The organism is Pseudomonas monachiensis (genome assembly GCF_047345015.1).
Lineage (GTDB): Bacteria > Pseudomonadota > Gammaproteobacteria > Pseudomonadales > Pseudomonadaceae > Aquipseudomonas > Aquipseudomonas monachiensis.
This window is the reverse complement of record NZ_CP178857.1, coordinates 5,443,216-5,463,889: the sequence shown is the minus strand read 5'-3', so window position 1 is coordinate 5,463,889 and position 20,674 is coordinate 5,443,216. Positions and strand designations below refer to the sequence as shown.

Here is a 20,674-nt window from a genome sequence, read left to right as displayed (position 1 = left end):
ACACTTGGCCGGATTGACCAAAAAGTGGCGGCGATTATAGGCATATTCCTGTGTCGACGCCATGGACCAGAAGTCGTATGGCGCTTACTGGTGTGCCTGATAGACAGGGTCATGCGCCTGAAGTTGCTTCAACCTCGCCAACGGGTCCTGGCGATAGAACAGCTTCAACTGCTGGTACACCTGTGGATAAGCCTCGTGCAGCAAATCCGGGGCGCTGAAGAAGTATTCGCTGGTGACGGCGAAGAACTCGGCAGGATTCTCGGCGGCATACGGGTCGATGGCGGTTTCGGCATCGGGATTGCGTTCCAGTTGCCGGTCGAGGTCGTCGTAGGCCTCTTGCATGACGCAGGCCCAGTCACTGACACGCATGTCGGGATGCAACGGAGGCAGGCCGTTGGCGACACCGTTGAGCATGTCGAGTTTGTGCGCCAGTTCGTGGATCACCAGGTTGTAGCCTTCCCAGCCACCACTGGCCATTACACCGGGCCAGGCGAGGATGATCGGGCCCTGCTGCCAGGCTTCACCGCTGTGCTCACCGTCCCATTCGTGCTCGACGCCGCTGGCATCGCGATGGCGCTGGGGGCTGAGGAAGTCGTCGGGGTAGAGAATGATTTCGTGGAAGCCCTGATACCAGTTCAGGTCGCCGAGGTGGAGCAGCGGCAGCTGTGCCTGGGCGGCGAGCAGCAAGCGTTGTTCCTGATGCAGTTCGACACCGGGCAGGGCGCTCAGGTGCTTGTCTTCGAGGAACAGCACGCAGGCTTCGCGCAGCCATTGGTCTTCGGCGGCGCTGATGCCATCGAGAAAGCTCAGGTGATGGCGCACCCGTTGCCACATGTCATCGGCAATCGGGTGCTTTGCCAGGGTGCGCCGGCGACGCCAGGCGCTCAGGGACCACATCGTGTCAGCGCGATTCGGCTTTGGAGTTCGAACCGGCGAGGCGGTTGCGCACCATGCCAATGATCATCGGCACCAGCGATATCAGGATGATGCCGACTACCAGTAGCGACAGGTTCTTCTTGATGAACGGCACGTTGCCAAAGAAGTAACCGAGCGTCACCAGGCCGCCGACCCACAGGATGGTGCCCAGCACGCTGAAGGCAAAGAAACGCGGGTAAGGCATTTTCCCCACGCCGGCGACGAATGGCGCAAAGGTGCGGATGATCGGCAGGAAGCGCGCCAGGGTCACGGTTTTGCCGCCATGCTTGTCGTAGAAATCGTGGGTTTGTTGCAGGTAGTCACGACGGAAGATCTTCGAGTCCGGATTGCTGAACAGCTTTTCACCCGCCGTTCGTCCGATGATGTAGTTGGTGCTGTCGCCCAGGATCGCCGCCAGCATCAGCAGGCCGCCGAGCAGGACCGGGTCCATGCCGCCGCCGGCCGCCACGGCGCCAGCAATGAACAGCAGAGAGTCGCCCGGCAGGAAAGGCATGACCACAAGGCCGGTTTCACAGAAGATCACCATGAACAGAATGGCGTAGATCCATGCCCCGTAGTTGGTTACAAGCATGTCGAGGTAGACGTCGAGATGCAGGACAATGTCGATCGGGTTGAAATCCATGGAAAGCACCTGTGGTGACGGCCCGACTCGGCAGGCCTGTGCGGATGACTTCGCGTAAGACTACGGATAGGGGTAGTTTTTCTTACAAGCCGGGAATATCGGGATTATACGAGGCGAGTGGTGAAAATCGCGTCGAGATTGTAGCGGGGAATGTCATCACAGGGCTGATGTTTGATAACGATCGGGTGGGAGCGAGCCTGCTCGCGATGCCGTTGCCTCGTTGGACCAGTGTAATCCAGTCGATGCCATCGCGAGCAGGGTGCAGGTGATTCAGAGTTCTTCGCTGATCGGCAGCACATAGTTCTTGAATTCGGTGTCTTCCTTGAATCCGATGGACTCGTAGGTTTTCTGCGCGACTTCGTTGTTGCTGCTGGTGGAAACACGCATGCGCACGGCATTGGTTTCCTTGGCCATTTTTTTCGCAGTGCGGATCAGGTTGTCGGCCACCAACTGGCGGCGGGCGTCCTCGGCGACATAAATATCGTTGAGGATCCATACCCGCTTGAGCGAAAGCGAAGAGAAGCTCGGGTACAGCTGGCAGAAGCCCATCAGTTTGTTGCTGTCGTCATCGGACAGCGCCAGATAGATCACCGATTCCTTGCGACGCAGGCGTTTTTCGAGGAACGCCCGGGACGAGTCCGGATACGGCAGGGAACCATAAAACTCGCGATATTTGACGAACAACGGGGTCAGCAGGTCCAGGTGTTCGAGGGTCGCTTGAATAATCCGCATGGTAGGTCTCGTCTTCAAGTGGCTGTCTTGCGTCTCTGACGGCGATGGGAAACCCTTGGCGGGCGCGCAACGATCCTGCCTGAAACTGGTACGAATGTGCAATGCGCAAGCGGTTCAGGCATTCGGCGGGCCGAGCAGGAAATTTCCTTTCATGTCGCCTCCCGTGTCCGACTCCAGTGTCTGAACCTGTGCTTCGTCCTTCAGATTCACCCCTGACAACTGCCGTCGGCAGGCTTCGCGCATCAAATACAGCAAACGGTGTGCGGCCATGCCGTAGCTCAGGCCTTCGAGCCGAACGTTGGAGATGCAATTACGGTAGGCATCGGTAAGACCGACCTTGGGATTGTAGGTGAAATATAATCCAAGGCTGTCCGGAGAGCTGAGGCCAGGGCGTTCGCCGATGAGGATTACGGTCATTTTTGCACCAAGCAACTCACCGATTTCATCGGCGACGGCCACCCGGCCCTGTTCCACGAGTACGACTGGCGCAACAGTCCAACTGTCGCCGGCCATTTGCTCCTCGAAACGTGTCAGAAACGGCAGGGTATGACGATGAACGGCCAGTGCCGACAGGCCGTCGGCGACCACGATCACCAGATCCACGCCACCCGGATGAGCCGCTGCGTACTCACGCAAGGTCTGCGCCGAGGCATCACTGAGTTTTCGCCCCAGGTCGGGGCGTTGCAGGTAGGTGTTGCGATCCGTCGCCGCACTGTGCAGCAAAAGGCACTGGCGATCACGTTCGGCCAATTGCGCGCTGAGGGAGGCATGGTCAAACGGCAAGTGCACCGCATCTCGCGCCTGGGCGTGGGCGTATTGGAAGTCCAGTTGTGCACGGGTGGGAATGCTGGTGCCGGTGCGGCCCAGAGCGATTCGCGCTGGTGTCAGGCGTCGTAGCTCCAGCCAAGGGTTGTGTGGATCGAAGGGTAGTTTTTCCATGTCGATGCTCATCCCAGTTGCGCCAGGGCCTGCCGGAAGGCTGGCGGCAGGCTGTCGCCGAAGAGAACCCTGCCATCGGCTTGAGTGAAGATGCCCATTTTCGCCAGCCACTGTTCGAATTCCGGTGCGGGCTTCAGGCCCAGGGTCTGCCGGGCGTAGAGCGCATCGTGGAACGAAGTGGTCTGGTAGTTGAGCATGATGTCGTCGGAGCCGGGGATGCCCATGATGAAGTTGATCCCGGCGACGCCCAGCAGGGTCAGCAGGGTGTCCATGTCATCCTGGTCGGCTTCGGCGTGGTTGGTGTAGCAGATGTCGCAACCCATGGGCACACCGAGCAATTTGCCGCAGAAGTGGTCTTCCAGGCCGGCGCGGATGATCTGTTTGCCGTTGTACAGGTATTCCGGGCCGATGAAGCCGACGACGGTATTTACCAGGAACGGTTTGAAATGCCGCGCGACGGCGTAGGCACGGGTTTCGCAGGTTTGCTGATCGACGCCGTGATGGGCGTTGGCCGACAGGGCGCTGCCCTGGCCGGTTTCGAAGTACATCAGGTTCTGGCCCAGTGTGCCGCGATTGAGGCTCAAACCTGCGTCGTAACCTTCCTGCAATATATTGAGGTTGATGCCGAAACTGGCGTTGGCCGCCTCGGTGCCGGCGATCGACTGGAACACCAGGTCCAATGGGACGCCGCGATTGATCGCTTCGATCGAGGTGGTGACATGGGTCAGCACGCACGCCTGGGTCGGGATTTCATAGCGCTGGATGATCGCGTCGAGCATCTCCAGCATGGCGCAGATCGAGGCGATGCTGTCGGTCGCCGGGTTGATGCCGATCATGGCATCGCCGTTGCCGTGCAGCAGGCCGTCGAGAATACTTGCGGCGATGCCGGCCGGTTCGTCGGTGGGGTGATTCGGTTGCAGGCGCGTGGACAGTCGACCGCGCAGGCCCAGGGTGCCGCGAAACTGGGTGACCACGCGGATTTTCTGCGCCACCAGCACCAAATCCTGCACGCGCATGATCTTCGACACGGCGGCGGCCATTTCCGGCGTCAGGCCAGGGGCGAGGGCGCGCAGGACCTGCTCGTCGGCGGCATCGCTGAGCAGCCAGTCGCGAAAGCCGCCGACGGTGAGGTGGCTGACGACCGCGAAGGCTTGTTTGTCGTGAGTGTCGATGATCAAGCGGGTGACTTCATCGGACTCATAGGGAATCAGCACCTCTTGCAGGAAGTGGGATAGCGGAATGTCGGCCAACGTCATCTGGGCCGCGACGCGCTCGCCGTCATTGAGGGCCGCGACGCCGGCCAGAAAATCCCCGGAACGCGCCGGGCTGGCCTTGGCCATCACATCCTTGAGGCTGTCGAAGCGATAGGTCTGGGCGCCGACGGAATGGGCATATACGGCCATGGGGCGGGGGCCTCCTGATCAATTTAAAATGCGATCCGCTTTTCTGTGGGAGCGAGCTTGCTCGCGATAGCTGTCTTGCATCCGCCACATGTGCTGAATGACACACCGCCTTCGCGAGCAAGCCCGCTCCCACAGGGGAATTGCATGCACTTCAATAATGCAGGCGCCAGGCTCGAGGCCCGGCGCCGGTGCATTCATATACCTTCGAGCATAGCGTCTGCCGGTGCCTCGGAACGTTGCTTGGCGGTCACCTGGAAGTACAGGTAGCCGACAACCATGAAGCCGAGGAAAACCAGGCCGATCACAGTGTTGAACCAGGCCATCGCCACCAGGCACACCACCGCCAGGAACAGCGCGATCCCCGGTACGATCGGATAACCCGGTGCGCGGAAGGTGCGCTCCAGGTTCGGTTCGGTCTTACGCAGCTTGAACAGGCTCAGCATACTGATGATGTACATCACGATGGCGCCGAATACCGACATGGTGATCATTGCCGCCGTCAGGGTCATGCCTTGCAGGTTGACCAGGCCGTCGCTGTAGATCGCCGCGATGCCGATCACGCCGCCGGCCAGAATCGCCCGATGCGGGGTCTGGAAACGCGAGAGTTTGGCCAGCCCCTTGGGCAGGTAGCCGGCGCGAGCCAGGGCGAAGAACTGTCGTGAGTAGCCAAGAATGATCCCGTGAAAACTTGCCACCAGGCCGAAGAGGCCGATCCAGACCAGCATGTGCATCCAGGTCGAGTTATTGCCGACCACGGCTTTCATCGCCTGGGGCAGCGGATCGTTGATGTTCGACAGTTGACGCCAGTCGCCGACGCCGCCGGCCATCACCATCACGCCGATGGCCAGGAACACTAGGGTCAGAATGCCGCTGACATAGGCTCTGGGGATCGTGCGTTTCGGGTCCTTGGCTTCCTCGGCGGCCATGGCCGCGCCTTCGATGGCGAGGAAGAACCAGATCGCAAAGGGGATCGCCGCAAAGATCCCGGGAATCGAGTCCATCGTGAACTCGTTCGAGCCCGACCAGCCATTGAGTACGAAGTTGCTGAAGCTGAAGCCCGGGGCGACCACGCCCATGAACACCAGCAATTCAGCGACTGCCAGCACGGTGACCACCAGTTCGAAGGTGGCCGCGATGCTGACGCCGAGGATGTTCAGGCCCATGAACACGAAATAGGCGCCAACGGCGGCGATCTTCGGGTCCAGTTCCGGGTATTGCACGTTGAGGTAGGCACCGATGGCCATGGCGATGGCCGGTGGTGCAAAGACGAATTCGATCAGTGTGGCGATGCCGGCGATCAACCCGCCTTTCTCACCAAAGGCCCGGCGGCTGTAGGCAAACGGCCCGCCAGCGTGGGGAATCGCCGTCGTCAGTTCGGTGAAGCTGAAGATGAAGCAGGTGTACATCGTCGCCACCATCAGCGCGGTGACGAGAAAGCCCAGTGTGCCAGCGGTGCCCCAGCCGTAACTCCAGCCGAAGTACTCGCCGGAAATCACCAGGCCGACGGCAATACCCCATAAATGCAGGGTGCCGAGTGTGGGTTTGAGCTGTGTGGAAGAAGTAGTCATAAGTCCTCTCTAATTTTTATTGTTCAATCTTTTGGACTTTCGGGTACGACGGGTTGGGTGCAAATCCTGAATGATGGGTAGGCAAGGCCCGTGCCAGAGCGGCCAGGCCTTGTGTGTTGGGTCATTTAAGAAGGCGGTAGAAAGGGCGACACAGAAATACCTGTGTCGCCCCCGGTTTTTAGAAGAAGCCCAGCGGATTGATGTCGTAGCTCACCAGCAGGTTTTTGGTCTGCTGATAGTGGTCGAGCATCATCTTGTGGGTTTCACGGCCGACGCCGGACTTCTTGTAGCCACCGAACGCGGCGTGCGCCGGGTACAGGTGGTAGCAGTTGGTCCACACACGACCGGCCTTGATGGCGCGGCCCATGCGGTAGGCGCGGTTGATGTCGCGGGTCCAGAGGCCGGCACCCAGGCCGAACTCGGTGTCGTTGGCGATGGCCAGGGCTTCGGCTTCGTCCTTGAAGGTGGTGATGCTCACCACCGGGCCGAAGATTTCTTCCTGGAACACGCGCATTTTGTTGGTGCCCTTGAGTAGCGTCGGCTGGATGTAATACCCGCTCGCCAGGCTGCCCTCGAGTTTTTCCACCTTGCCGCCGGTCAGCAGCTCGGCGCCTTCGCCCTTGGCGATTTCCAGGTACGAAAGGATTTTGTCGAATTGCTGCTCGGACGCCTGGGCGCCGACCATGGTGTCGGTGTCCAGCGGGTCGCCACGTTTGATTTGCAGGACCTTCTTCATCACCACTTGCATGAATTCGTCGTAGATCGACTCCTGCACCAGCGCCCGGGAAGGGCAGGTGCAGACTTCGCCCTGGTTGAAGAACGCCAGCACCAGGCCTTCGGCGGCCTTCTCGATGAAGGACGGTTCGGCCTTCATGATGTCTTCGAAGAAGATGTTCGGCGACTTGCCACCCAGCTCCACGGTGGACGGAATGATGTTTTCCGCCGCGCATTTCATGATGTGCGAGCCGACCGGGGTCGAGCCGGTGAAGGCAATCTTGGCGATGCGCTTGCTGGTGGCCAAGGCCTCGCCGGCTTCGCGACCGAAACCCTGGACGATGTTCAGCACGCCCGGTGGCAGCAGGTCGCCGATCAGTTCGACCAGCACGGTGATGCCCAGCGGGGTTTGCTCGGCAGGCTTGAGCACCACGCAGTTGCCGGCAGCCAGCGCCGGGGCGAGTTTCCAGGCGGCCATCAGGATCGGGAAGTTCCACGGAATGATCTGCCCGACCACGCCCAGCGGTTCATGGATGTGATAGGCCACGGTGCTGCCGTCGATCTCGGCGGCGCTGCCTTCCTGGGCACGGATGCAACCGGCGAAGTAGCGGAAGTGGTCGGCGGCCAGCGGGATGTCGGCGTTGAGGGTTTCACGCACGGCTTTGCCGTTGTCCCAGGATTCGGTGATTGCCAGCAGTTCAAGGTTCTGTTCGATGCGGTCGGCGATTTTCAGCAGCACCAGCGAACGCGCCTGGGCTGAGGTGGCGCCCCAGGCATCGGCAGCGGCGTGGGCAGCGTCCAGGGCCTTGTCGATGTCTTCGGCCGTGGAACGGGGGAATTCGGCAATCGGTTGGCCATTTACTGGCGAGGTATTGGTGAAGTACTGACCTTTGACAGGCGCGACGAACTCGCCGCCGATGTAGTTACCGTATTTGGCTTTGAACGAAACGATAGCGCCTTCAGTACCGGGGTGAGCGTAACGCATGGTGGTCTCTCCTTGCTTTTGTGCTTATAGGGAGTCGCGCATGTGCGCTTGCTTTAAGCGTAGAGCAAGGGCCGGGCCAGTGCCTTGCATGTCAGGTAAATCAAGGCTTTGCGAGGTTTTTGTCGGACGGGTGGGCAGCGCCTGTGACGCTTTCGGTACAGCCTGGGTGACACTTTGTACCCTTTGTGGCACAGCTTGTGACCAACCGGTCTTGCAGGCATTGCAATGCGGGCCGGGCTGGAGGATGCTCGGCATCACCTCATGCACGGGACGCCGAGCCCCGGGGAGAATAATAAGAAATGCACGACAATCATTTGAGTCGCCATGCCCAGCAAGTATTGACGGTGACTCAGGGCAAGACCCACCTGCACGGTCCTGGCAGTGATCCGTCCATCGCCCGTTCCTGGCTGCGCTGCCTTGAGGACTATCACCTCGATCCGGCCCTGAGCATCGCGCCGACGGTGCTGGAACATGGCCGTGTCCTGGAAAGCCGCGAGCGCTTGCAGCAAGTGCTGCACATCGCCGGCAATGAAATGACCAGCTTGCATCAACAACTCTCCGGCGCCGGTCATGCCGTGCTGCTGACCGACGCCCGCGGCGTGATCCTCAACTGCGTCACCGCGCCCGCCGAACGACAGATCTTCGAGCGCGCCGGCCTTTGGCTCGGGGCCGACTGGAGCGAGGCTTGCGAAGGCACTAACGGTATCGGCACCTGCCTGGTGGAGCGTCAGTCGCTGACCATCCATCAGGACGAACACTTTCGCGGCCGCCACACCGGCCTGACCTGCTCGGCGAGCCCGGTCTTCGATCCCCATGGCGAATTGCTGGCGGTGCTCGACGTGTCGTCGGCGCGGCGCGATGTGTCGCGGCAAAGTCAGTTCCACACCATGGCGCTGGTCAATCTGTCGGCGAAGATGATCGAGAGCTGCTACTTCCTGCGCTGCTTCGACAATCAATGGTTGTTGCGTTTTCACTTGCAGGCCGAGTCCGTCGGTTTGTTCAGCGAAGGCTTGCTGGCGTTCGACGGGGAAGGGCGCATTAGCGCGGTCAACCAGAGTGCGCTGAACCTGCTGGGACATATTCGCGGCGGCTTGCTTGGCAAACCGGTGGAGGCGTTTTTCGATTGCTCGCTCGATGAGTTGCTCGGACGCGCGAGCACCAATGCCGCCGCCAGTTGGCCGTTGCGCACCCGTGATGGCCGCAAGCTGTTCGCGGTATTGCGCGGTGAGGCACGGCGACCGCTGCCGATTCCGATGGTGCCCGCGGCCAAGGTTGTACAAGCGCCGCGCCTGTCGGGCATTTGCCTGGATGACGCGATGTTGCAGGCGGACTTCCGCAAAGCCTTGCGCGTCTACGAGCGCGACGTGCCGCTGCTGATCAATGGTGAAACCGGGTCCGGCAAGGAGGCCTTTGCCAAAGCGGTGCACCACGCCAGCCAGCGGGCGGAGAAAGCCTTTGTCGCCCTCAACTGCGCGGCCATTCCCGAAAGCCTGATCGAAAGCGAGCTGTTCGGATATCGCGGCGGCAGCTTTACCGGTGCGCGCAAGGAAGGCATGCGCGGCAAGTTGCAGCAGGCCGATGGTGGGACCTTGTTCCTCGATGAAATCGGTGACATGCCACTGGCCATGCAGACGCGCTTGCTGAGGGTGCTCGAAGACCGTCAAGTGGTGCCGATCGGCGGCGAGCCGGAATCGGTGAATGTGCGGATCATCAGTGCCACTCACCGTAACTTGCTGGATCGTGTGCAGGACGGCAGCTTCCGTGAGGATTTGTATTACCGCCTCAACGGGCTGGAAGTCGCGTTGCCGGCCTTGCGTGATCGTAGCGACAAATCCCGGTTGCTCGACTTTCTGCTGGCCGAGGAGGCGGGCGGCGAAACCGTGTTGATCGACGGGCCGGCGCGGGCGGCCTTATTGGGATTCGCCTGGCCGGGAAACGTGCGGCAGTTACGAAATGTGCTGCGTACGTTGGCCGCCCTGTGTGAGGACGGGCGGATTGGCCTGGAGGATTTGCCGGCGATGATTCGTCAGGCGCGGCCGGTGGTGTCGACGATTGAAGAGGTGTCGGAGCATCCGCTGGAAGATGCCGAGCGGCTGGCATTACTCACGGCGCTGGAGCAGACGCGCTGGCATATGACGCACACGGCGGAGCAGCTGGGGGTCAGTCGAAATACCCTCTATCGGAAGCTGCGTAAACACGGTATCGCCCGCTAAATCGTGTCGCGCCCAATCGCGAGCAAGCTCGCTCCCACAGGGTCTGCGCATACCCTGTGGGAGCGGGCTTGCCCGCGAAGGCGTCTTCAGATCTGAAACACAAGGTGCGATTTTCCCCTCCCTAAGCTAACCTGCGGCCATGTTTTACGAGGTCGACTATGCACATTCATATTCTTGGTATCTGCGGCACTTTCATGGGGTCAATGGCGGTTCTGGCCAAAGAGCTGGGCCATCACGTGACGGGCTCCGATGCCAACGTCTATCCGCCGATGAGCACTCAGCTGCAAGCCCAGGGCATTGAATTGACCCAAGGCTACGACCCGGCGCAACTCGATCCGGCCCCTGATCTGGTAGTGATCGGCAACGCCATGTCCCGGGGCAACCCGGCTGTGGAGTACGTGCTGAACAAAGGCCTGCCCTATGTCTCCGGCCCGCAATGGCTGGCCGATCACGTGCTGCAAGGTCGCTGGGTACTGGCGGTTGCCGGTACGCACGGCAAAACCACCACCAGCAGCATGCTGGCCTGGGTGCTGGAGCACGCGGGCATGAGCCCCGGCTTCCTGATCGGCGGCGTACCGCAGAACTTCTCGGTGTCGGCGCGTTTGGGCGATACGCCGTTCTTCGTCATCGAAGCCGACGAATACGACAGCGCGTTCTTCGACAAGCGTTCCAAGTTCGTTCACTACCGTCCACGTACGGCCATCCTGAACAACCTGGAATTCGATCACGCGGACATTTTCCCGGACCTGCCGGCCATCGAGCGGCAGTTCCATCATCTGGTGCGAACCATCCCGAGCGAAGGCCTGGTGATTCATCCGACTACTGAGCCGGCCTTGCTGCGCGTGATCGAGATGGGTTGCTGGACTCCGGTGCAAACCACCGGTGCCGGCGGCCAGTGGCAGGTCAAGCTGCTCAGTGAAGATGGCTCGAAGTTCGAAGTGATGTTCGAAGGCGTCGCCCAAGGTGTGGTCGAGTGGGACATGACTGGCCAGCACAACGTCGCCAACGCCCTGGCGACCCTGGCGGCCGCACGCCACGTCGGTGTGGTGCCGTCCATGGGCATCGCCGCGTTGAGCGCGTTCAAAAGCGTGAAGCGCCGGATGGAGAAAGTCGCGGAAGTGGGTGGCATCACCATTTATGACGACTTCGCTCACCATCCGACCGCCATCGCCACCACGCTGGATGGCCTGCGCAAGCGCATCGGCGATGCACCATTGATCGCGATCATCGAGCCGCGTTCCAACTCCATGAAGCTTGGCGCGCACCGTGACGGATTGCCGGAAAGCGTGGTCGATGCCGATCAGGTGATCTGGTACGCACCGGCCAACCTCGGCTGGGATCTGGCGGGTACCGCGGCGCTGTGCACCGTGCCGTCGATTGTCAGCGATTCCCTGGAAGGCATCATCGAGCGCGTGAAGAGCCAGGCTCAGCCGGGCACCCACGTGGTGATCATGAGTAACGGCGGCTTCGGCGGCCTGCACGGCAAACTGGCCGAGGCGCTCAAATGAACCATGGCCCGGACCGCATCACCCTGGCCATGACCGGCGCTTCGGGCGCCCAGTACGGTTTGCGTCTGCTCGACTGCCTGGTGCGGGAAGATCGTGAAGTGCACTTCCTGATTTCCAAGGCCGCGCAGTTGGTGATGGCCACCGAAACCGACGTCACACTGCCGGCCAAGCCGCAGATGATGCAGGCGTTCCTCACCGAATACACGGGGGCTGCCGCCGGGCAGATTCGGGTATACGGCAAGGAAGACTGGATGTCGCCGGTGGCCTCGGGTTCCGGCTCTCCGGCGGCGATGGTGGTGGTGCCGTGTTCCACGGGCACGTTGTCGGCCATCGCTACCGGTGCTTGCAACAACCTGATCGAACGGGCCGCCGACGTGACGCTCAAAGAGCGTCGGCAGTTGATCCTGGTGCCCCGTGAAGCGCCGTATTCGAGCATTCACCTGGAGCACATGCTCAAGTTGTCGAACATGGGCGTGACAATCTTGCCGGCATCTCCGGGCTTCTATCATCAGCCGCAAACCATCGACGACCTGATCGATTTCGTCGTGGCGCGGATCCTCAACCTGCTGAATATTCCTCAGGACATGTTGCCGCGCTGGGGCGAGCATCATCTGACCAGCGATGAATAAGCTGCTGGTGATGGTGCTGGCGCTGCAATTGGCCGGGTGTGCGACCGTGCGCACCCTCGATGCAGCGAAGCCGGGGGCGCCGGTGGTGTACTCGGGGACTCGCCTGGATTTGTACGCGTTGAATGGTGGGTGCTGCGCGATGGACCGTTTCGGAGCCGAAGCACCGAGTTATCCGGGCGTTGATCTGCCGGCCAGTGCGTTGCTCGACACGCTGCTGTTGCCGTTGTCGTTGCTGACGGTGATCGGGGTGAGCTTTCAGGCGACGGGTGGATTGTAAGAGAGCGCTTCGCGCTCTATCGCGAGCAAGCTCGCTCCCACAGGATTTTGTGTTGTACACAAATTTTGTAATCGCTGAAAAAACCTGTGGGAGCGGGCTTGCCCGCGATGAGGCCCGCTCAGGCACCATAAAGTTACTTGCCCAACTTCCTCAGCTCATCCGACTCGACAATCCTGACCCCGTCCTGCTCTTCCAGTGCCAGACGCCACATTGCCCGGGCCAACTGGCACGCTTCGATGCCGTGGTATTTGCCAGGAATCAGCCGAGACAGCGGGCCTGCGACTTTCTCGCCCAGTCGCGGTTCGGTGCGATCACCCAGCAATAGCGAAGGGCGGCAGATGGTCAACTGCGGCCAGTCCTGCGCGCGCAGTGCGTACTCCATCTCGCCTTTGACCCGGTTGTAGAAAATCGAGGATCTGCGATCGGCTCCCAGAGCACTGATCACGATCAGGTGCCGTGCGCCCATCTCCCGTGCACGTTTGGCAAAGGCTACGACCATGTCCAGGTCCACCGCGCGGAACGCCTGTTCCGAGCCCGCCTGTTTGATGGTGGTGCCCAGGCAGCAGTAGGCGATATCGACCCGGCCGTTCAACTGCGGCAGAAACTCCGCCGGGTCGCCGACGGGGTTTTCAAGGTGCGGGTGCTCGGCCAATGGCCTGCGTGAGGGGGCCAATACCCGTGAAATCGTTGGCTCGTTGAGCAAACGATCAAGCAGATGTTCACCGGTCAGGCCGGTGGCTCCGGCAAGCAATACGTGCTGAGGCGTCAAGTACATAGTGTTTCTCCCTTGATACTATTCAGCTTAGTTGCTGTTTGCATCCTTGCTTTCAATGGACGCACTTTGCAGGGCTTTTCGTGCCTGCTGTTTGCGCAGCAGTTGCCAATGCGAGAGGACGGTTTTCGGTGCCCAGATCTGTGGTTCGGACGCTTCGAAACCGTCCGCCAGTTCACGTTCGGCGACAGTGGCCTTGGCCAGTTTGAAAGCTTGTTCCAGGTCATCGGTCTGGTTCAGGGCCTGGGCGAACAGGGCATCGCCGAAGTAAGTGAAGTTGGCTTCCTCCGAGCAACCGAAGGACACTCGGTCGGCCCGCGAGGCTGTCATGATCAGGGTCCGTTCATCCTTGAGCGCGGGGATGAAACCGCCGGAGTAGCAGGACGAAATCACGATGATCTTGTCGCGGTTCTTCAGTGGGGCGAGAACAGCGGCCAATTCGTCGGCCGGCAGATCGGCCAATTCCATGCGTGGCTGGTCTAGCACCAGTTCGTGTTCGCTGGTGCCATGGCTGGTCAGGTAGATGAAAATCAGGTCTTCCGGACCGCTGCGTTCGGCCAGCGTCAGGGCTGCGCGGCGCAGGTTTTCCCGGGTAGCCATCGGGCGGTCGGCGAGGTGGTCACGATGGTTCACCAGGCGGATCTGGCCAAAGGTGCCGAAACGGGTGTTGAGCATGTTGGCGACATAGTCGGATTCGCGCAGAAACACGCTTTGCTTGCCATCGCCACCCAGGGTCAACGAATACAGCTCCACCGCCGGGGTCGAGGGTGGAACGTTGGCCAGCGCTGCGTCGAGCAGGCGCCCCTGGGCCAGCAGGCCGAGCTCCAGGGTGTCGGGCAGTAATTTGCCCTCGGCGTCGCGTACGCGCTGGCCGTTGATCCAGGTGCCGCTGAGCACGGTGCCGTCGGTCAACACCAATGTGCCGCGCCCCTGGTAACTGTCGTTGTCGAACTGGCCGGTGTAAAAGCTGCCGTCGGACAGGTTCAAGCGACCCTGGCCGGAAAAGCGCCAGTCATTGAACTGGCCGATGTAGTGGCTGCCGTCAGTGCCGATCAACTCGCCCTTGCCGTTCAGCGAGCCTTCCTTGAACTGACCCAGCCAGACATCGCCGTCGGCGTTTTCGTAGCGGCCCTTGCCGTGCAGTTGATTGTTCTTGAAGCTGCCGACATAGATGTCGCCGTCGGCGCTGTTGAAAGTCCCGTTGCCTTCCAGCTGGCCGTCGACGAAATGCCCGGTGAACTGATTGCCGTTGCCGTCGCCGCGCTGACCTTCGCCATTGGGTTTGCCGTGGGCGAACTGGCCTTGATAGGAGCTGCCGTCTTCGAGTTCGAGTCGCCCCAGGCCGGCGTATTGATCGGCCTTGAACTCTCCGCGATAGCTCATGCCGTTTTCTTTGAGTGTGCCTTCGCCGTTGCGCCGGCCGGCCTTGAAGCCGCCGCTGTAGCTGCTGGCGTTGGTGGTCAGTGCCCCCTGGCCGTCGAACAGTCCCTGATTGAACTGCCCGCGATAGACTTCGCCATTGCTGCCATGCCATTCGCCCTGGCCCTGCCACTGGCCTTTGTCGAACTCGCCGGCGTACCAGCTGCCATTCGGGTAGTCGATACGCCCCTTGCCTTGCAGCAAACCATTGACCAGATCACCGCGATAGCGTCCGCCGTCCGGCAGGCGTGCGTCAGGAGGCAATGGCGATTCGCCGTCGCCGCAAGCGGTGAGCATCAGGGTCAAGGCGAGGAGTGCAAGTGGGCGCATAGCGGATTCCGGGCAATTAGGCGAGGGAGTATGCCGCAGCTATGTGCCCTTATACAGGTCGAGGTACCGCGTGAGGTCGCGAAACAGCGTGAACTGCTTCGCATCCAGGACGGTTTATACGAAGCACAGGGACAGGGGTTCGGCGATGTACGCCGGTTTGTCCGAACCTTCGATTTCCAGGGTGGTGGTGGCCTTGAGCAGCCATTGGCCGGGTTTCTTCTCGATGACTTCGGTCAGGTCGACCTTCAGGCGCACTTTCGAATTGACCTTGACCGGCTGGATGAAGCGCACGCTGTCGAGGCCGTAGTTGACCACCATCTTCAAGCCTTCTGGCATGACGAGGATGTCTTCCATCAATTTCGGGATCAGCGACAACGACAGGAAGCCGTGAGCGATGGTGCAGCCAAATGGCGTTTGCGCGGCCTTGACCGGGTCGACGTGGATGAACTGAAAATCCCCTGTGGCTTCGGCGAACAGGTTGATGCGGTCCTGGTCGATGGTGAGCCATTCGGAACGTCCAAGTTCCTTGCCGACATAATCTTTGAGCTCTGCAACTGGAACATAGGGCATTGAGACTCTCCTTGGGTTCATCGGTTTTATGGTTTTGGCTTGCGGGGATCTGACCTCCCGGCTTACCACTTTAGATCAACATGGCCAAACGCTCCGGTCAACTGACCATGCTTTTGGCGAATGCCGGTCTATAGCGCGAGCATGCTTATAATGCCCTGCCAATGCGGGTGACGGATTTTGCGGGAGATCTTTGATGCTGTTACGGGGCCTGACGTGGCTGGTGCTGTTCCAATTGCTCGGCACTGCGATCAATCATTTGTTCTTGCCGGTGCTGCCGGGGCCGATTGTGGGGTTGCTGCTGTTGCTGGTGTACCTCATCTGTCGCGGACAGGTCGGCGAACCGCTGAACCTGGCGGCCAGCAGCCTGCTGCGCTACCTGCCGCTGTTGCTGGTACCGCCGGCCGTGGGCGTAATGGTCTACGCCGCTGACATCGCGGCGGATTTCTGGGCCATTGTCGGTGCACTGGTGTTGTCACTGCTGCTTTCGATGGCCTTCGCCGGGGTGCTGATGCAGCGCATGGTCAAGCGTCACGCTCACTCCGAGGACAACCAATGATCTTCGACTGGCACGGCGCCTGGACGTCGGTAATTCATCATCCCTTGTTTGGTATCGGCATCACTCTTGGCGCCTACCAACTCGTCCTGGCGGCATTCGAGAAAACCCGATGGATCTTTTTGCAGCCGGTGCTTGTCTCCATGTTGCTGGTGATCGGCGTGCTGGTGGGTTGCGGCCTGACCTACGCCGAGTACCGCAAGAGCACCGAGATTCTCAGCATCCTGTTAGGCCCGGCCACTGTCGCGCTGGCGGTGCCGCTTTATCTCAACCTGCGACGGATTCGGCAGTTGTTCTGGCCGATATTTACTACGCTGGTGATAGGTGGGGTGGTGGCCACGGGAATGGGTGTGTTACTGGGCTGGTCGTTCGGTGCCGAGCACATGATCCTGATGACCATGGCGCCGAAATCGGTGACTTCGCCTATCGCCATGTTGGTGGCTGAGCAGATCGGTGGTGTCGCGGCGCTGGCAGCGGTGTTCGTCTTGATTACTGGCGTGATCGGCGCGATTTTCGGCCCGGCGTTGTTGACCCGTCTCGGCGTGCACAGCCCGGAAGCCAGGGGCATGGCGCTGGGCATGACGGCCCACGCGGTCGGCACGGCGGTGGCGATGCAGGAAAGTGAAGAGTGCGGCGCCTTCGCGGCGCTGGCGATGAGCCTGATGGGTGTGGCCACGGCGGTGTTCCTGCCGTTGGCGGTATCGATGGTGGTGTAAGGAAATGTCTATGAGTCTGCCGCTTTTTCCGCTCAATACAGTGCTGTTTCCAGGCTGCATCCTCGACTTGCAGATCTTCGAGGCGCGCTATCTGGACATGATCGGCCGCTGCATGAAGCAGGGCGGCGGGTTCGGCGTGGTATGCATCCTCGATGGCGAAGAAGTCGGTATCGCCCCGGCTGGATACGCCCTGGTCGGGTGCGAGGCGCTGATCACCGATTTCAAGCAGCAGGACAACGGCCTGCTGGGGATTCGGGTTCAGGGCGGGCGGCGTTTCCATGTATTACGAACGGACGTCCAGCGCGATCAGTTGACCGTCGCCGAGGTCGAGTGGCTGGAAGACGAGCCGGAGCAACCGTTGCAGGACGAAGATGCCGACCTGGTGGCGCTGCTCAAGGCTTTGGCCGAACACCCGATGGTCGAAGCCTTGAACATGGGCACCGAAGCGACCGGCCAGCAGTCGCTGGCCAATCAATTGGCGTACCTGTTGCCCTTCGCTGAACTGGACAAGATCGACCTGCTGCAACTCGATGATCCGCAGCAACGACTGGATGCGATTCAGGCGTTGCTGGATGAGTTGCAGGGGGAGTTGTTTGCCTGATTAATAATGACAAACCAACGATTGTTTGGCTGGGTGTTGTTGTTTGGTTGGGTCATCAATTTAATGGTTGGTTGTTTAGGTGGGGGTGTAGTCAGTTTACCTGTCTGGTCGTTGTATTGATTTATAATAAATTCGGGTAGTGGTTTGTGTTGATCTGTAAAGTTCAGCTGATTATATTTGCGTTGCCTGCATGAGGCGGGCATTACATATATAAGGAGCTGTTTTGTGAGAGATTTAAGCGGTGATGAACGTACGTTGTGGGGGTTGTGCTTTTCCCGTGTCATGGTGAAGTATGTTTTTGTAAATACACCACAGGTCGACGTTGAGTTTGCGGCGAACTCGGCGGCGAATGCGGCGAGTGCGTTGATCCTGGCGCGACGTTCGGGTGAGGGTGCCAATCGCGATAGTTTTGAGCAACGACTCTGGGATGATTATGCGGGGGAGGCGATGATCAAATTCTCTACGCAAGTTCGTTGGAAGTTGGATGACTATGTTGCCGTCGCTCGTGAAGTTGCCAGGCATGCCGAAGTAGCCATTGAGAAATATCGTGGTGTTAGTGGCTCGAATTTGCCAAGCTTCCCTTTTGATGATTGAGATTTAATATAAGTCATCAGGAGTCGTTGTTGTTTGGTATGGAGGCGATTACTGGTTGACCTGCAGTGATTGAGTGAGTCACTGAAAAATTGATTGCCTGGCATTGTTGAGAAGATCGCAGTCTTTGGCAGCTTCTACAGGGCGAACACCCCATTCATGTAGGTGCGACTGAAGGCTGCGATCTTCTGTTTTATCTAGTACGCATATCGCAACATCGTATGCGGTAAATGCCGCAACACGAAGAAACCGAACAATGCCAGCAGCGCCGGCAACACCAGCCACCAGACCTTGGGCGGCAAAGCATTGAGCGGTTCTTTGCGCTGGATCAGCCACAGGCTGGCCGCGCAGACACACGCTGCCAGCATTGCGCCGGCCAATACATCCGTCGGCCAATGCGCTCCGAGGTAGACCCGCGAAAGCGAAATCGCCATTGCGGGCAGGCAGCCCACCAATAACCAGGTCAGACGCATCCGGGGCGGTTGCCCGCGGCCGGCCAGGACGGCGAGGGTCAGGAACAGCGCGAAAGACCCTGAAGCATGGCCGCTGGGCATGCTGTAGCTGGTGAGCGGGTCGCTCAACACCTCGGGGCGCACGCGGGCGAAAAAGTACTTGGTCGCGGTATTGGCCAGTGCCGTGAAGAGCAGCGTGCTGCCCGCGAAAATCGCGTGCTGCCATTGGCGCATCAGCAGCAGCAAACCGGTCAGTAGCGCACTGAACAGCAACATGTTGCGGAATTCGCCGATCAGCGTGAAGACCACCGCTACTTCATCCAGCAACGGTTTACGATGTTCCTGCACCAGCGTCATCACGCCTTGATCGAGTGCGGACAGGTGCGAATATCCGATAAACAGCCCCGCAAGAATCAGTAGACTCATCCCGGTAATGAACAATGTCGCGCGGCGATGCCGGCGCAGACTGCTGGTCGCGCTCAAGCCGACCATCAGAGCAATACTGCCGGCAACAACCCCGGCCTGGAGCCAGAAACCTTCGGGTAAAGGCAAGCGGATTGCCGCGCCCGTGGCCCAGCCAGGCATCAGATAAGCGACAGACCAACCCGCGCCGGCCAGCAGGCTGACAGCGAAGAAACGCGGGAAAGGCATGTCGCACATGCCGGCCACCATGGGCAGCATGGGCCGCAGGGGGCCGATAAAACGCCCGACCAGCAGGCTGGCGATGCCGTAGCGCTGGAAATATGACTCGGCCCCGGCGATCCATTCCGGATGATGGCGCAAGCCCGGCAGGCGCCGGATGTTCTGATGGAAGTGCCGTCCCAGAAAATACGAAATGACGTCACCCAGCACCCCGGCGACGAAACCCAGCAAGAGCGTCTCACTGAGCGTCAGCGCGCCACTGCCTGCCAGTACCGCCACGGCGAACAGTAACACCGTGCCGGGAACGATCAGCCCGGCAATCGCCAGGCATTCCACAAAGGCCACGATGAATACCGCTGCCGCCAGCCACTGCGGGTTGACCGCCAACCATCCGGTCACGCTATCGAGCCATGGGCCCATAAAAACCACTCCATCAAATGTTCAATTGCTTCCAGGGGATAAGTGCAACTTTGAATACGCCACTGACCCCTGTGGGAGCGGGCTTGCCCGCGAATAGGCCCTATCGGTCAATATTGACGTCGCCTGACACGCCGCCTTCGCGGGCAAGCCCGCTCCCACAGGGGATCTCCGTTTGCATCAAGTCTGAGCCAATCTCAGGTCAGCACAAAATAATCGCGACCTTCGACCTGGCCCCGTCGTAGCGGGTTGCGCGTGCAATAAGCCGCGTAGGCTGCATCGACGAAGCGGTACATCAGGTGTTCATCGCGCCCGTGGGGGATGCCCAGCCGCGTGGTCTGGATGATGTGGGCGGGCGTCTGGCCGACGTGTTCCACCAGCAACACCTCATGATCGAAGCGTTTGGCGTCCCACACCGGTACTTTCAGGCCCAGTGCCTTGCACAGCAGGGTTTGCCCGGCGCAGAGTTTTTGTGACGGGCGAGGGCGGCCCTGGGCATCGGGATTGTTCAATAGCATCTGTGCAAGGCTGGCAGGCCCGCTCAATTGATCGACCCACGGGTAGGCGGATTTGATCAGCACGGCGTTACCTGGACCCTGGGCACTGAAGTTCAGTGAATCGCCGCCCCGGGCGTAATACATATAGATGTGGCCGCCATCCAGAAACAAAGCCTTACGTTTTTCTGTGTAGCCGAGGGACGCGTGGCTACCCTTTTCTGCACAGTAATAGGCTTCGGTCTCGATGATCCTGGCACTGAGCCACAGGTCACCAACCCGATGGCGAATGACTTTGCCCAGTAAGTCCCGGGCCAGAATTTTCGCGTCACGGTCGAAAAACGCGTCCGGGAGGCCCGTGGGCAGGCTCACGGCGGACGCTCGAACAGTCAGGTTGGACATGATGACCGGCATTTGTCAGGGCTGAATGAGTCGTGATGATAACAATTTGCGGCTTAATCCCGGCTGAACATCGGCAAATTGCCCTCCATTTCGACCATCCGCCTGTCACCGCTGTTAGTCAGTGGGCGCGACAGCTATAATCTGTCGCTTTACTCTTTACCAAGACCTAATCAAAGACCACGCCAGACC

Annotated in this window: 20 protein-coding genes; 8 read left to right on the top strand and 12 right to left on the bottom strand. The window is 60.1% G+C overall.

Annotated features, from left to right (window positions below; translation table 11 throughout):
- Window positions 1-84: 84 nt before the first annotated feature.
- The 7 genes from ACMDB8_RS24555 to exaC all read right to left on the bottom strand — a co-directional run bounded on the left by ACMDB8_RS24555 (window position 85) and on the right by exaC (window position 7,899).
- Window positions 85-897, bottom strand: a complete 813-nt coding sequence (locus ACMDB8_RS24555; RefSeq protein ID WP_056728901.1) for a zinc-dependent peptidase — start codon at window positions 895-897, stop codon at window positions 85-87.
- A 4-nt stretch (window positions 898-901) separates the two neighbouring features.
- On the bottom strand, window positions 902-1,558 hold the full coding sequence (locus tag ACMDB8_RS24550; protein ID WP_008052342.1) for a DedA family protein: 657 nt from the start codon (window positions 1,556-1,558) through the stop codon (window positions 902-904).
- A 270-nt stretch (window positions 1,559-1,828) separates the two neighbouring features.
- Entirely contained in the window at window positions 1,829-2,290 is a 462-nt protein-coding gene (locus ACMDB8_RS24545; RefSeq protein WP_056728900.1) for a GNAT family N-acetyltransferase, read from the bottom strand.
- A 114-nt stretch (window positions 2,291-2,404) separates the two neighbouring features.
- Complete coding sequence (gene eutC / locus ACMDB8_RS24540; RefSeq protein WP_409078826.1) at window positions 2,405-3,229, bottom strand: ethanolamine ammonia-lyase subunit EutC; 825 nt, start codon at window positions 3,227-3,229, stop codon at window positions 2,405-2,407.
- 8 nt (window positions 3,230-3,237) lie between these two features.
- Window positions 3,238-4,632 carry an ethanolamine ammonia-lyase subunit EutB gene (locus ACMDB8_RS24535; protein WP_409078825.1) on the bottom strand — a complete coding sequence of 465 codons (1,395 nt, stop codon included), beginning with the start codon at window positions 4,630-4,632 and terminating at the stop codon, window positions 3,238-3,240.
- A gap of 194 nt (window positions 4,633-4,826) precedes the next feature.
- Complete coding sequence (eat, locus tag ACMDB8_RS24530; protein WP_056728896.1) at window positions 4,827-6,200, bottom strand: ethanolamine permease; 1,374 nt, start codon at window positions 6,198-6,200, stop codon at window positions 4,827-4,829.
- Window positions 6,201-6,378: 178 nt separating this feature from the next.
- The gene (exaC, locus tag ACMDB8_RS24525) at window positions 6,379-7,899 is read right to left on the bottom strand and encodes an acetaldehyde dehydrogenase ExaC (RefSeq protein ID WP_409078824.1); all 1,521 of its coding nucleotides are present in this window, start codon (window positions 7,897-7,899) and stop codon (window positions 6,379-6,381) included.
- 299 nt (window positions 7,900-8,198) lie between these two features.
- On the opposite strand from exaC, the gene ACMDB8_RS24520 reads away from it, so the two are divergent.
- The 4 genes from ACMDB8_RS24520 to ACMDB8_RS24505 all read left to right on the top strand — a co-directional run bounded on the left by ACMDB8_RS24520 (window position 8,199) and on the right by ACMDB8_RS24505 (window position 12,526).
- The gene (locus tag ACMDB8_RS24520) at window positions 8,199-10,112 is read left to right on the top strand and encodes a sigma-54-dependent Fis family transcriptional regulator (protein WP_409078823.1); all 1,914 of its coding nucleotides are present in this window, start codon (window positions 8,199-8,201) and stop codon (window positions 10,110-10,112) included.
- A 158-nt stretch (window positions 10,113-10,270) separates the two neighbouring features.
- Window positions 10,271-11,620 (top strand): UDP-N-acetylmuramate:L-alanyl-gamma-D-glutamyl-meso-diaminopimelate ligase, encoded by a 1,350-nt coding sequence (gene mpl / locus ACMDB8_RS24515; protein WP_056728892.1) that lies wholly within the window; start codon window positions 10,271-10,273, stop codon window positions 11,618-11,620.
- Entirely contained in the window at window positions 11,617-12,249 is a 633-nt protein-coding gene (gene ubiX, locus ACMDB8_RS24510) for a flavin prenyltransferase UbiX (protein ID WP_056728890.1), read from the top strand. The genes mpl and ubiX overlap by 4 nt, the downstream gene beginning before the upstream one ends.
- Window positions 12,242-12,526, top strand: a complete 285-nt coding sequence (locus ACMDB8_RS24505; protein ID WP_056728886.1) for a YceK/YidQ family lipoprotein — start codon at window positions 12,242-12,244, stop codon at window positions 12,524-12,526. Before ubiX ends, ACMDB8_RS24505 begins: the two co-directional genes overlap by 8 nt.
- Before the next feature lie 133 nt (window positions 12,527-12,659).
- Here the strand turns inward: ACMDB8_RS24505 and ACMDB8_RS24500 are convergent, their stop codons facing one another.
- The 3 genes from ACMDB8_RS24500 to ACMDB8_RS24490 form a co-directional block, all read right to left on the bottom strand.
- Window positions 12,660-13,301 (bottom strand): oxidoreductase, encoded by a 642-nt coding sequence (locus ACMDB8_RS24500; protein WP_056728884.1) that lies wholly within the window; start codon window positions 13,299-13,301, stop codon window positions 12,660-12,662.
- Window positions 13,302-13,328: 27 nt separating this feature from the next.
- The gene (locus ACMDB8_RS24495; RefSeq protein WP_056728881.1) at window positions 13,329-15,047 is read right to left on the bottom strand and encodes a C13 family peptidase; all 1,719 of its coding nucleotides are present in this window, start codon (window positions 15,045-15,047) and stop codon (window positions 13,329-13,331) included.
- A 114-nt stretch (window positions 15,048-15,161) separates the two neighbouring features.
- Window positions 15,162-15,617 (bottom strand): MaoC family dehydratase, encoded by a 456-nt coding sequence (locus ACMDB8_RS24490; RefSeq protein WP_056728879.1) that lies wholly within the window; start codon window positions 15,615-15,617, stop codon window positions 15,162-15,164.
- A gap of 193 nt (window positions 15,618-15,810) precedes the next feature.
- Here ACMDB8_RS24490 and ACMDB8_RS24485 point away from each other — a divergent pair, with 193 nt between their 5' ends.
- The 4 genes from ACMDB8_RS24485 to ACMDB8_RS24470 all read left to right on the top strand — a co-directional run bounded on the left by ACMDB8_RS24485 (window position 15,811) and on the right by ACMDB8_RS24470 (window position 18,081).
- Window positions 15,811-16,173 carry a CidA/LrgA family protein gene (locus ACMDB8_RS24485; protein ID WP_056728878.1) on the top strand — a complete coding sequence of 121 codons (363 nt, stop codon included), beginning with the start codon at window positions 15,811-15,813 and terminating at the stop codon, window positions 16,171-16,173.
- Complete coding sequence (locus tag ACMDB8_RS24480) at window positions 16,170-16,886, top strand: LrgB family protein (RefSeq protein WP_046041674.1); 717 nt, start codon at window positions 16,170-16,172, stop codon at window positions 16,884-16,886. Before ACMDB8_RS24485 ends, ACMDB8_RS24480 begins: the two co-directional genes overlap by 4 nt.
- Window positions 16,887-16,896: 10 nt before the next feature.
- A complete protein-coding gene (locus ACMDB8_RS24475; RefSeq protein ID WP_223542020.1) occupies window positions 16,897-17,487 on the top strand; it encodes an LON peptidase substrate-binding domain-containing protein in 591 nt (196 codons plus the stop codon).
- 225 nt (window positions 17,488-17,712) lie between these two features.
- On the top strand, window positions 17,713-18,081 hold the full coding sequence (locus ACMDB8_RS24470) for a hypothetical protein (RefSeq protein ID WP_056728873.1): 369 nt from the start codon (window positions 17,713-17,715) through the stop codon (window positions 18,079-18,081).
- A gap of 194 nt (window positions 18,082-18,275) precedes the next feature.
- On the opposite strand, the gene ACMDB8_RS24465 is transcribed toward ACMDB8_RS24470, so the two are convergent.
- The gene (locus ACMDB8_RS24465) at window positions 18,276-19,592 is read right to left on the bottom strand and encodes a bifunctional DedA family/phosphatase PAP2 family protein (RefSeq protein WP_056728871.1); all 1,317 of its coding nucleotides are present in this window, start codon (window positions 19,590-19,592) and stop codon (window positions 18,276-18,278) included.
- A 194-nt stretch (window positions 19,593-19,786) separates the two neighbouring features.
- Window positions 19,787-20,485 carry a DNA-3-methyladenine glycosylase gene (locus ACMDB8_RS24460; protein WP_056728995.1) on the bottom strand — a complete coding sequence of 233 codons (699 nt, stop codon included), beginning with the start codon at window positions 20,483-20,485 and terminating at the stop codon, window positions 19,787-19,789.
- Between the last annotated feature and the right edge of the window lie 189 nt (window positions 20,486-20,674).

Bases quoted from the DNA above. Each gene is read 5' to 3' on its own strand.
- ACMDB8_RS24555 (WP_056728901.1), bottom strand. From the start codon at position 897: ATGTGGTCCCTGAGCGCCTGGCGTCGCCGGCGCACCCTGGCAAAGCAC.
- ACMDB8_RS24550 (WP_008052342.1), bottom strand. From the start codon at position 1,558: ATGGATTTCAACCCGATCGACATTGTCCTGCATCTCGACGTCTACCTC.
- ACMDB8_RS24545 (WP_056728900.1), bottom strand. From the start codon at position 2,290: ATGCGGATTATTCAAGCGACCCTCGAACACCTGGACCTGCTGACCCCG.
- eutC (WP_409078826.1), bottom strand. From the start codon at position 3,229: ATGGAAAAACTACCCTTCGATCCACACAACCCTTGGCTGGAGCTACGA.
- ACMDB8_RS24535 (WP_409078825.1), bottom strand. From the start codon at position 4,632: ATGGCCGTATATGCCCATTCCGTCGGCGCCCAGACCTATCGCTTCGAC.
- eat (WP_056728896.1), bottom strand. From the start codon at position 6,200: ATGACTACTTCTTCCACACAGCTCAAACCCACACTCGGCACCCTGCAT.
- exaC (WP_409078824.1), bottom strand. From the start codon at position 7,899: ATGCGTTACGCTCACCCCGGTACTGAAGGCGCTATCGTTTCGTTCAAA.
- ACMDB8_RS24520 (WP_409078823.1), top strand. From the start codon at position 8,199: ATGCACGACAATCATTTGAGTCGCCATGCCCAGCAAGTATTGACGGTG.
- mpl (WP_056728892.1), top strand. From the start codon at position 10,271: ATGCACATTCATATTCTTGGTATCTGCGGCACTTTCATGGGGTCAATG.
- ubiX (WP_056728890.1), top strand. From the start codon at position 11,617: ATGAACCATGGCCCGGACCGCATCACCCTGGCCATGACCGGCGCTTCG.
- ACMDB8_RS24505 (WP_056728886.1), top strand. From the start codon at position 12,242: ATGAATAAGCTGCTGGTGATGGTGCTGGCGCTGCAATTGGCCGGGTGT.
- ACMDB8_RS24500 (WP_056728884.1), bottom strand. From the start codon at position 13,301: ATGTACTTGACGCCTCAGCACGTATTGCTTGCCGGAGCCACCGGCCTG.
- ACMDB8_RS24495 (WP_056728881.1), bottom strand. From the start codon at position 15,047: ATGCGCCCACTTGCACTCCTCGCCTTGACCCTGATGCTCACCGCTTGC.
- ACMDB8_RS24490 (WP_056728879.1), bottom strand. From the start codon at position 15,617: ATGCCCTATGTTCCAGTTGCAGAGCTCAAAGATTATGTCGGCAAGGAA.
- ACMDB8_RS24485 (WP_056728878.1), top strand. From the start codon at position 15,811: ATGCTGTTACGGGGCCTGACGTGGCTGGTGCTGTTCCAATTGCTCGGC.
- ACMDB8_RS24480 (WP_046041674.1), top strand. From the start codon at position 16,170: ATGATCTTCGACTGGCACGGCGCCTGGACGTCGGTAATTCATCATCCC.
- ACMDB8_RS24475 (WP_223542020.1), top strand. From the start codon at position 16,897: ATGAGTCTGCCGCTTTTTCCGCTCAATACAGTGCTGTTTCCAGGCTGC.
- ACMDB8_RS24465 (WP_056728871.1), bottom strand. From the start codon at position 19,592: ATGGGCCCATGGCTCGATAGCGTGACCGGATGGTTGGCGGTCAACCCG.
- ACMDB8_RS24460 (WP_056728995.1), bottom strand. From the start codon at position 20,485: ATGTCCAACCTGACTGTTCGAGCGTCCGCCGTGAGCCTGCCCACGGGC.